The organism is Humidesulfovibrio sp. (genome assembly GCF_035560995.1).
Lineage (GTDB): Bacteria > Desulfobacterota > Desulfovibrionia > Desulfovibrionales > Desulfovibrionaceae > Humidesulfovibrio.
In genome coordinates this window covers 1-10,949 of sequence record NZ_DATMYK010000145.1, presented here as the reverse complement: position 1 = coordinate 10,949, position 10,949 = coordinate 1, and the positions used below count along the sequence as shown (strand labels likewise).

Below are 10,949 nucleotides of genomic sequence, written 5' to 3'. Positions count from 1 at the left end.
CCATGACAGGCCAGCCGTTGGAGTGCCTGCTGGATCGCCGTGGCGCGGAGGGGCATGCCTCAAGCCTCGGTCTGCCAGGTCAGGCAGTGTTGCTCGACGCCCTGAGCTTCAGCGTTCTCCCTGCGCAACAGACCCCCTCGGATTCCCCGCTGTTCGTGGAGTATCACCCCGGCCAGGACGCCCTTGCGCCGGACCGGTTGCGTGATGCTTTGGCCCAGCACGCCGCCTGGACCGAGGTCGTCCTGGTCACTGCGGATGTTGACTTTGCCGCCAGTCTGGCCGGCACCGCCTCCGCCCCGGCCGCCGTGGCCCTCAAATCCTGCGAGGCCGCCGGAACAGGCAGCACGGAGAGCGCGGGCATCTTGCTGGATTACGCCTTGCGCCGTCTCAATCTGCCTGTGCTCATCTGGGGCGGCATTGCCACGCCAGAGGCGGCAAGCGCGTTTCTCGCCACTGGCGCCGCTGGCGTGGTCATCGAACACGCCCATTGGCTTACTGCGGATCTGGGCCTGGAAGAAGGACTGCGCGCGAAACTGCGCACCCTTAAAACAGGCATGAGCTCCACCGTGTCTGCCGGCCCTGGGCTGCAGTGGCGGTTTTTCGACAAGGGCAACTCCCGCGCCGTCCGCAAGCTGCGGGCCCTCTCCGCCACCGCTGCGGATGAGGCGACACGGCTGGTCTCGGGCGAGGCGAAAACTCTAGGATCAAGCGCCCTGGGTTCCGACGAATTGACGCCGTGTTCCACAGAGGCCGCTTTTGCCAGTATCTTTGCGCAGCGTTTCGGTCCGGCCACGGGCCCGGCCCTGGAACGCTTCGCGGCCGAGACTCTGCGCCTGATGGGCGAGTCGCGCCAGCGCTACGAGCGCTTTCTGCGGGGGCCGGCCGCACAGGAGCTGGGCTGCGGCCTGCCGGTGATCCAGGGCGGCATGTCATGGATCAGCGACAAGCCGGCCTTCGCCCGCGCTGTGGCCGAGGCCGGAGCCCTGCCCACCCTGGCCGTCGGCATGCGCACGGCCGCGCAGATGGACAGGGACTTCGGCGAACTGGAGCGGGTCATGGGCGGCAGGCCTTATGCCATGAACGTCCTGGTGTTGGAGGAGAATCCCCACCGCGCGGAGCAACTGGCCTGGCTCGACAGGCACCGCCCGCCTTTCGTCGTGGTGGCCGCTGGCGATCCTTCCTTCGCGGGGCAGTTGCATCGGCAGGGCCATCAAGTCATCTATCTCGCCGCAGACCCGGAGCTCCTGCGCCTGGCCCTCAAGGCGGGGGTGCGTTTTGTGGTGCTGGAGGGCTGCGAAGCAGGGGGCCATGTGGGCCGCCAGACCCTGCTGGAGCTTGCCCAGGCGGCGCTGTGCTTGCGCTGGGCCGAGCCGGAGCTTTTCCGCGAGGCGCGCGTGGTCTTGGCCGGAGGCGTGTGCGACGGCCCGAGCGCCTTGCGCGCGGCCCTGCTCGGGGCAGACGCCGTGCAGATGGGCACCGCCTACCTGGCCACCCGCGAGATTGTGGACACCGGAGCCCTGAGCGCAGTGTATCAGCGGGAGATTCTCGCCGCGAACCTTGGCGCCACGCGCATTTCCGGCGAGAGCGTGGGCCTGCGCGTGCGCTCCCTGGACACGCCCAAGGTGCGGGCCATCTGCCGGCTGGAGCAGGAGCGCGGCCGGGGCGAGCGGGATGAGGCCTCGTTCCGCCGGGAGCTTGAGTCCCTGAGCGTCGGCTCGTTGCTGGTGGCCGCGCGCAATGTGCGCATTCCTGGCGGCGATCCGCTTCCGCCGCAGGTCTGCCAGGCGGAAGGCCAGTTCATGAGCGGCGCCGTGGCCGGAAACATCACCGGCTTGAAAACCCTGGCCGAACTGCACGCGGCCCTTGTCGCCGCCGCACCGGCAAATGGGCTTGCCGCGCCTCGGCGTCATGGAATCATTCATGAGCGCATCGCCGTGACGGGTATGGCGATGGTGAATTCCCTGGGGCAAGACACCGACGCCATCATCCAGGCCTCGCTGGAGGGCCGCAGCGGCATCTCCACCGTGCCCCGCGCGCGCTGGGATCACAGTGTGCATCTGCGCCCTGGCCAGACCGCGCCCAACACGACCTACACCGATGTGGGCGCGTTCATGGAAGTGGACTGTCCGCGCAAGAGTCTGGGCGTCTCGCCCCAGGACTACCGCACCATGTCCCTTTCCACCAAGCTGACCTTGCTCTTGGGGCGCAGGGCCGTGGAGGCCGCAGGCCTGGCCGGTTCCCTGGTGCCGGGCTCGCGGGTGGCGGTGCTTACCTCCCAGAACTCGGCCGAGGTGGCCAGCACCGTGCGCGGCCAGCTGTTCACCACCTATGCCGACGACATCGGCGAGATCGTCTGGCGGGCTCTGGAACTTACACCGGAGCAGCGCGCCGCCGTGGTGCGCGAGGTGGCCAAAGAAGGCCTGAACGTGGACGACACCACCCTCATCGGTCGGCTCAACTGCACCGCTTCCGGCCACCTGTGCAACATGTTCGGCTTCGGCGGGCCCAGCTACTCCGTGGGCGCGGCCTGCGCCTCCAGCCTCATCGCGCTTTACAACGCCGTGCTGCTGATGCGCGCCGGGATCATCGACGCCGCTGTGGTGGGCGGGGGAGAGGAGCTGCTCACCCCGGCGCACTACCTGGAATTTTCCGCGCTGCGCGCCCTGGCGGGACTCGGAGGTGGGCTGCGCAGCCCCCAGGAGCACAGCCGTCCCTTTGACAAGGACCGCGAGGGCTTCGTGCTGGGCGAGGGCGGCGCAGTGGTGGTCCTTGAGCGCGAGAGCGTGGCCCGTGGCCGAGGCGCGCCCATCCACGCCTTCATCACTGGCGTGGGGGCCTGCACCAACCATCAGGGCATCGTCGAATCCGTGGCCGAGGCGCAGCTTGTGGCTCTCAACGCCGCTCAGGATGATGCGGGCTATGGTCTGGAGGCCGTTGACCTGGTGGAGTGCCACGGCACCAGCACCGTGCAGGGCGACCGCGAAGAGGTGCGCGCCCTGGCCAGCCTGGCTGCAGAATCCAGAAGACCTGTCGTGCTTTCTTCTTTCAAGTCCCAGGTGGGGCACACCTTGGGGGCATCGGGCCTGTCCAGTCTCATCCGCGGCATCGGAGCCATGCGCCGCGGTTATTTCCCGCCCACCAACAACTATCGCCAGGCCGACCCCGCGCTGCCCCTGGACGAAGCCGGCTTCCGCGTCTTGACCCGGGCCGAAGCCTGGCCCGCGCCGGAAGAACGCCCCCGGCGCATGCAGGTAAACGCCTTTGGCTTTGGCGGAGCCTGCGTGGTGGTGCATGTGGAGGGCCCCGAGGGTGAGCCGGACATCCCTTGTGAACTGCGTGAGCCGGAGCTGGGCGGGCAGTCGTCGGGGGTGGATTTTCGCACGGTGACCATCGGCGGGCGCGACTACCGCGCGGGCCTCTGCGCGCCATCGGCCGCTGCCGCGGACCTGCTGCGCGGCCAGACCGCCGAGGGGCTGAACGAGCCGGCGATGGCGCGGCTGGCGCGCAAGGGCGTGTTTCTTGGCGCGGCGGACGAGCCGCGCGAGCCTTTGGCCTTGATCTTCTCCGGGCAGGGCTCGTTTTATAGGGGCATGGGCCGGGAGATCACCCGGGCCTTCCCCCTGGCCGCCCAGCAGGTGGAGCGCCTGTCCGCCTGCGCCGACTACGACCTCAAGGCTCTGCTTTTCGACGCCGGGGAAGAGCAGCTGCGCTTGACCCGCTGGCAGCAGCCGGCCCTGTTCACCCTGCAGATGGCTCTGGCTGCCCAGCTCCAGGCCTTCGGCCTTCGGCCGGACGCCGTGGCCGGGCACAGCCTGGGCGAGTTCGCCGCACTGTGCGTGGCCGGCGTGCTGGACCTGGAAACGGCCTTCCGCATCGTGGACACCCGCGCGCGCCTTATGGCCAAGGCTGCGGAGCAGACGGACGAGCCGGGCAGCATGGCCGCCGTGGCCCTGCCGCTCGACGTGCTGGAGTGGCGGCTGGCCAAACATCCCGGCGTGGTGGTCACCAACTACAACACGCCCCGCCAGATTGTGGTCGGAGGTGAGACGGCCCGGGTGCAGGCCCTGGTGGAGGAACTGAAGGCCAAGGGCGAAACGGCCACCATGCTCAAGGTCAGCATGGCCTTCCATTCGCCCAGAATGCGCGTCATCCGCGACGAATTCGCCGCCTTCCTCGCCGGGCAGATTTTCACCCCGCCCACCATCCCGGTGGTCTCCAACGTGCTCAAGGGGCCCTTCCCGCAGGAGCCGGAACAGATCCGCGAAATCATGGTGCAGCATCTTGAGACCCCCGTGCATTGGACCCAGAACGTCTACTATTTGTGGAGCGAACTGGGCGTGCGCCGTTTTGTGGAGGTCGGCCCCGGCGCGGTGCTGGGCAATCTGGTGCGCGACATCTGCCCCGAGGCCAGAACCCTCGGAACGGCCTCCCGTGAGGATGAGACCGGGAGCTTCAACGCCGCCCTGGCCGCCCTTTATGCCTGGGGCGGCATCACTCCGGGTGCAGAGCCCAGGCGCCTTGACCTGGGCCGGGAAGGGCAGACCGTTGCGGCAGCGCATGCCGCTCCAGCCAGTCAGCCCGTTCGGGACATTCTGGAGCGCACCATCGGCATCATCATGGAGGCCACCGGCTACGAGCGCGACGAGATCGAGCCGGACATGGACCTGCGCCAGGATCTGGCCATACGCTCCAGCCGCCTGCCTGTGATCATGGACATGGCCGAGCGCGCCTTCGGCCTCACCATCCGCATCGAGGACTTCATCGGCGTGCAGACCGTGCGCCAGATGGCAGAGCGCGTGGAGTCCCTGGCCGGGAGCCGGGCCCCGGCGCCGCTTCCCGACGCCCCCCGGCCCCTGGCCGCGCACGGGATGGAAACCGGCGGCCAGGAGGGCGGCTTCCTGCCCGTGGCCCGCTGCCTGCCGGTTGAGGCTCCCTTTGCCGCGCAGGCCTGCGCCCAGCCCGAGGGGCTGGCGGGCATGGCTCTCATGGTCGCCGGCGGCGGCCAGCAGGGCGGAGCCTTGGCGCATGAACTGGGCCAGACGCTGGGCATGAGACCCCTGGCTGCCGACCTGGGCAGCCCCCTGCCGGGCGAGGACAAGCCTGCTGGTCTTGTTCTGCTGGCGGAAGGCTGCGCGGATGCCGACCCGGAGGAGTCTCTCGCTCAGATTTTCCTGCGGCTTAAGGAATTCGTGTCCAGCGGCAACAAGCGCTTCTGTGCGCTGGTACAGCCTGATTCGCCCCACGGCACCCCGGAACGTGTGCTTTTCGAGGGCGCGCTCGGCATGTTGCTTACCCTGGCCCAGGAGTACCAGTCCGTGCGCTGCCTGTGCCTGCGCCTGGCCCCGGGCGTGGCTCCCGGTGCGGCTTTGCTGGCCGCCCTGGAGACCTGCGGTCCTGTGGAGCGGCTGGTGCGGCCGGACGCGGTGCTCACCCCGCAATTCGTGCCTGCGGCCCAGCCCGAAGCCGGAGCCCCGGTCCTGCGCAGCGGCGACGTGCTGGTGGCCTCCGGCGGAGCCTCGGGCGTGACCCTGCATCTTTTGAAAGCCCTGGCGCCGCTCGGGTTGCGTCTGGTTCTCCTGGGGCGCCGCCCGGCCGATGAAGCCGTGAGCCAGGCCCTGGACATGTTTGCCGCGCTCGGCTCCCAGGCCGAATACATCGCCTGCGATGTGGCCCAAAGGCCTTCAGTGGCTGAAGCCCTGGCCTCGGTGGCGCAAAGGCACGGCCGCATCGACGCCGTGCTCCACGGCGCGGGCCTGCTGCGCGACAAGTTTCTTGCCCTGATGTCCGAAGAAGACCTGCGCCAGGTCGTGCGCGTCAAGTTCCACGGCTTGCGCAACCTGGTTGAGGAAGCTTCGGCGCGGGGGCTGCGGCTGGTCTGCGCCTTCTCCTCCGTGGCCGCCTGGCAGGGCAACGTGGGGCAGGCCAACTACTGTGCGGGCAACCGCGCCATGGCCTCCTTCCTCTGCGGCCTCGCCTCCGCGGGCACGGCGGCCCGGGTCCTCTGGCTGCCCCCGGTGGGGGGGGTGGGCATGGCCTCGGGCGAGGACATCCGTTCCCTCATGACGCGCAAGGGCATGGGCGATGCCTACGTGGACATTGAAGAACTGACGCCGCTCTTCGCCCGGGAGCTGGCCTTCCTCGATGCGGCAAGCCCCTCTGTGCTTTTGGCGCGGTTCATGCCCGAGACGGACACGGTGCTGCGTACCGCCAGCCCCGCGGACGAGGCCGAAGCCGGCCTGCGGCTGCCCACGGCGGACGCGCCCCTGCTCGACGAGGCGCGCCTGACCGGACTCTCGCCCCTGAGCCTTCTCGCCACGCGGCGGCTTTCCCATGAGCGCGACCTCTGGCTGCCGGAGCACCGGCCCTACCTCAGCCTGTCCGCGCCGCTGTTCTCCACAGTCATGGCCGTGGAAGCCTTCCACGAAGCCGCGCGCGTCCTCTTGCCCCATCTGTCTCCTGTGGTCATGGAGAATCTGCGTCTGCTGGACATGCTGCCCTGCCCGCAGGGCGAGAGCCGCAACCTGCGCTTCACCGCTGGGCACGTGGGCATGCAGGGCGCCGTGGCGCGGGTTGAGGTCCGGCTGGAAAGCCAGGACGTTTCGCCCAGGGGCCGGGCTTTGGACCGCTGGACGGTGAACAGCGAGGCCTGCGTGCTGCTGGGCGGCGCGCCCGGCCGGCTTGAGCCTGGAGACGACTTCGCTTCCGGTGGTTTCTCCTCTGGGAAGGGCCTGAGCGCAGAAGACGTGCTGCGCGTTTACGAGCAGGGCACCGGCCAGACCGGCCGCTACCGGGTGCTGGAACGCGTGGATGGCAGCACGGCCCATAGCGCCGCAGCCACCATGCGCTACCGCCTGAGCCAGGACGTGGCCGGGAATGGCGCGTCCCTGCGCACCTCGCCCTATCTGCTGGAGGGCCTCATGCAGCTGGTGCTCATGCACCGGCACCTGCACGGCGCGGAAGGGGGCCCGGAACTCCTGCCCGTGGGCATCCGCCGCATTGTCTATGGCCGCCCCTGCGCCGACGGCGAAGTCCTAAGCCTGCGGGCCCGGTTGCGCGAGGACGCTCCCCGCCTGCAGCTCTGGGACGCCTGCGGGTTTGACGCCCAGGGCGAACCGTTGCTGCTTATCCAGGGGCTCTGCATGCAGGCCTTTGCCGCAGAGTAGCCGAGGGCCCCATGCCGGAAATCCATGCGTGGAGAAGAGCCTTGGAAGGCTGCGTCATTCAGCTTGCCCGTGCCGTGGCCACCCGGCAGACGGCACAGGGGGCGAGGCGATGAGCGATGTGCGCGTGCGGCCGGTGGCGTCGGCCGCGGATCTGGACACTTTCGTGGACCTGCCCTGGAGGATTCAGGGACAGGATCCCAATTGGATTCCTCCGCTGCGCAAGGAGGTCAAAGCCCTGCTGTCGCCGGGGCACCCCTTCTGGCGTAAAGCCGAGGCCTGCCTGTTCCTGGCCGAGCGCGATGATCGCGTGGTTGGGCGCATCGCCGCCATCATGGACACGGCCTTCATCGAGTACCAGAACGAGCTGGCCGGAGCCTGGGGCTTTTTCGAGTGCGAGCGCGACCAGCAGGCCGCCTCCGCGCTATTCGGAGCGGTCCGGGACTGGTGCCTGTCGCGCGGGTTGGTGCTTATCCGCGGCCCCTTCAACCCGTCCACCAACTATGAGATCGGACTCCTTGTCGAAGGCTTCGACTCGCCGCCGACCATCATGATGACCTACAACCCGCCCTGGTACGCGGAACTGGTGGAAGGCTGCGGGCTGGCCAAGGAGAAGGACGTGCTGGCCTTCCAGTTCCGGCGGGGGCATCGCGTGCCGCAATGGGCCGAAGATGTCTCCCGGCGGCTCACGGCCAAGGGAGAGGTGAGCATCCGGCACATGGACAAGAAGCGGCTGCTGGAGGAGGTGCGGCTCATGAGCGCCCTGTACCGCTCCGCCTGGGGGCGCAACTGGGGCTTTGTGCCCATGAGCGAGGATGAGATCGCCGCCACGGCCGAAGGCCTGCTGCCCATCCTGGACGAGGAGTTGGCCTTCTTTCTCTATGTGGGCGAGGACCCTGCGGGAGTTGGCTTGATCCTGCCCGACGTGAATCCCTTGCTCAAGCGTCTTGGGGGCAAGATCGGTGTTGCCGGCATGATCAAGTATCTGCTGTATAAGTCCGAGATCAAGGGCCTGCGCGGGTTGCTCTTCGGCGTGAAGCCGGAGTATCAGCAGATGGGCGTGCCCCTGGTGGCCCTGCGCTACGTGGTGGACATCCTGGAGCGCAAGCAGCAATACCGGACCCTGGAAATGAGCTGGACCTTGGAAGACAACGCGGGCGTCAACAATCTGCTCATGGAGTTCGGGGGCGCCTGCTACAAGCGTTACAGGATCTACAACACGGCACTCTAGCCCCGGAACTGCGCATGCGAGTCTTCATCACCGGCGCCACGGGGTTCATCGGCTCCGCACTGGCCAACCGCCTCGCGGCGGAAGGGCATGAGGTGCGCGCCCTGGTGCGGCCCGGCGCGGACGCCTCGCGCCTGGCTCCGGAGGTCGAGCGCCTGCCCGGCCGCCTGGATGACCGGACCTTTCTTGCCAAGGTGCTGGGCCGCATGGACCCGGGCGATGCCGTGGCGCATCTGGCCGGAACCACAAAGGCCTTCACTGCGCGGGGCTTTCGTCTGGTCAACGAGGATCTTGCCTGGGAATTGGTGGAGACCGCGCGCAGCGCTGGCCCGAAGGGCCTCTTGTTCCTGCACGTGTCCAGCCAGGCTGCGGCCGGACCCTGCGCGGTGCCGCCGGGCATCGCAGAAGAGCATCGTCCGGCCCCGGTGTCCCAGTACGGACTGTCCAAGCTTCTGGGCGAGCGCGCGGCCCTGTCCCTGGCCCCGCAGCACCATGTGGCCGTCATCCGGCCGTCCATGGTCTATGGTCCGGGAGACACTGCCTTTGTGCCCCTGTATTCCCTTATGCGGCGCGGCCTGCTCACGGTGAGCGGCCCTCCGGGCCAGCGCATGAGCCTTGTGCACATCCGCGACCTGGTGGACGGCATGGTGCTGGCGCTGAAGGCCCTGCGCGATGGAAGCGTCGAAGGCGGGCGGATTTACCACCTGGCCGGGCCGCAGGACATGGACTGGGAAAGCTATGCCGGGGCCTTTGCCGCCGCCCTGGAGCGGCCCCGGGTGCGCATCCTGCGCGTGCCGGAGGCGCTGCTCTCGGCCATCGCCTGGGGCAATGCCCTGCAACATTGTCTGGGCCTGCCGTCCTCGCACCTGACCCCGGACAAGTGCCGCGAGGCCCGGCAGGAGGGCTGGCTGCTGGACTCCTCCCGCGCCATGCGTGAACTGGGTTATGCGCCCGGCTGCGACCTCGCCTCGGGAGCCAGGGAGACCATCGCCTGGTGCCGCAGCCAGGGGCTGCTGCCGCGCCGCGCTCCCGCCAAGGCCAGGCCATGAGCGCCCGCCGCCCTGACCGCCATGAAGGCCCGCCCCGGCTGGCCATTCTGCTCCAGGACCTGGAATTCGGCGGCACCCAGCGTTTTGCCCTGCATTTGCTGCGCGGCCTGGACCGAAGCCGCCTGGCCCCGGAGCTCTGGGTGCTCAACGCGGGCTCGGACCTGCATGCCGAGGCCCTCGCCGCCGGAGCGCCGGTCATCCGCCTCAGCCAGCGCCCCCCCGGCAGCCCTCTGGCGCTGGCCCCACTGGCAAGGCGGCTTGTTTCGCACCGGCCGGACATCCTGTTCACTCTAACTGTGGTGCCCAACATTTGGGGGCGGCTTTTCGGGCGGTTGGCCGGGGTTCCGGCCATCGTCTCCGGTTACCGGGGGCTCCGGCCAAAGCAATGGGAGAGCCTGCTCTGGCGGCTTTCCGACCGCATCGTGTGCAACGCCGAGGCTTTGCGCCAACGGTTGATACAGGTGCACGGCGTTCCCCCGGAGCGTGTGGCCGTGATCCCCAACTGCGTGGACACTGAGCGTTTCGCTCCGACTCCGGGGCAAGAGAAAGAGCCTGCCCCGCCGCGCATCGTCACGGTGGCCCGGCTGGTGGAGGACAAGGCCCCGCTGGTGCTGGCCGAAGTCTTCGCCCTGGTGCGCCGCCAGGTGCCGGGCGCCCTGCTGACGGTGGTGGGCGATGGTCCGTTGCGGGGGGCCTTTGAAGCCCGGCTGGCGGCTCTCGGCCTCGCGGACGCGGTGGAGGTGGTAACCGGCTGCGGTGAGGTCGCCCCGCACCTGGCGCGGGCGCAGGTGTTTGTCCTGGCTTCGGTGCGCGAGGGCTCGCCCAACGCTGTTCTGGAGGCGATGGCTGCGGGGTTGCCTGTTGTGGCTTGCCGCACGGGAGGCATTCCGGAGCTGGTGTCCCATGGCGAAACCGGTTTGCTGGCACAGCCGGGCGATGCGGCTGGCTTGGCCCAGGCTCTTGCCGCGCTGCTTACGGATGCGGCCCTGGCCCGGCGCATGGGGCTGGACGGCCGCGCCCGCGCCGAGGCCGGGCACGGCTTCGGCGCCATGGTCCGCGCCACCGAAGCCGTGCTGCTGGAAGCCCTGGCGCAGCGGAGGCGGTTGTGAGCCTGGCTTCTGGCGATGAGATCCGCGTGGTGTTCAGCGTGGACGTGGAGGAAGAGGGGCTTTTCTCCGGCCGCTACGACGCCCGGGCCGCAGGGGTGAGCAATGTCTCTGCCCTGCGCCGCCTGGAGTTCGTCACCCGCGAGTTCGGTGTGCCCCTGACCCTGCTGGCCACGTGGCCGGTGCTTGCCGATGCCGCCTGCGCCGCTGAGCTGCGCCGCTGGCAGGACGGGCTGGGAGCCGAGATAGGCCTGCACCTGCACCCTTGGAACACCCCTCCGCTTGCAAACAATGCTCCGGGCCTGCAACTGTCCGAATCCATGCCAGAGGGCGTGCTGGACGCCAAGCTGGCCACCCTGGCCGATGCGGTGGCGGCGGTTTCCGGGCGCAGGGCGGTGAGCTTCCG

Annotated in this window: 4 protein-coding genes and 1 pseudogene; all 5 read left to right on the top strand. The window is 69.1% G+C overall.

All coding sequences use genetic code 11. The features are described from left to right. The first annotated feature begins 86 nt into the window (after positions 1-86). Positions 87-7,163 carry an SDR family NAD(P)-dependent oxidoreductase gene (locus VN419_RS05790; RefSeq protein WP_325645392.1) on the top strand — a complete coding sequence of 2,359 codons (7,077 nt, stop codon included), beginning with the start codon at positions 87-89 and terminating at the stop codon, positions 7,161-7,163. Positions 7,164-7,272: 109 nt separating this feature from the next. Continuing rightward, the gene (locus tag VN419_RS05785) at positions 7,273-8,391 is read left to right on the top strand and encodes a hypothetical protein (RefSeq protein ID WP_325645390.1); all 1,119 of its coding nucleotides are present in this window, start codon (positions 7,273-7,275) and stop codon (positions 8,389-8,391) included. A 14-nt stretch (positions 8,392-8,405) separates the two neighbouring features. After that, positions 8,406-9,437: an NAD(P)-dependent oxidoreductase gene (locus VN419_RS05780; RefSeq protein WP_325645389.1), complete on the top strand. Its 1,032-nt coding sequence runs from the start codon at positions 8,406-8,408 to the stop codon at positions 9,435-9,437. Continuing rightward, a complete protein-coding gene (locus VN419_RS05775) occupies positions 9,434-10,546 on the top strand; it encodes a glycosyltransferase (RefSeq protein ID WP_325645388.1) in 1,113 nt (370 codons plus the stop codon). The genes VN419_RS05780 and VN419_RS05775 overlap by 4 nt, the downstream gene beginning before the upstream one ends. Then, positions 10,543-10,949: pseudogene (locus tag VN419_RS05770) on the top strand (hypothetical protein); the annotation flags it as partial. The gene VN419_RS05775 and the pseudogene VN419_RS05770, both read left to right, overlap by 4 nt.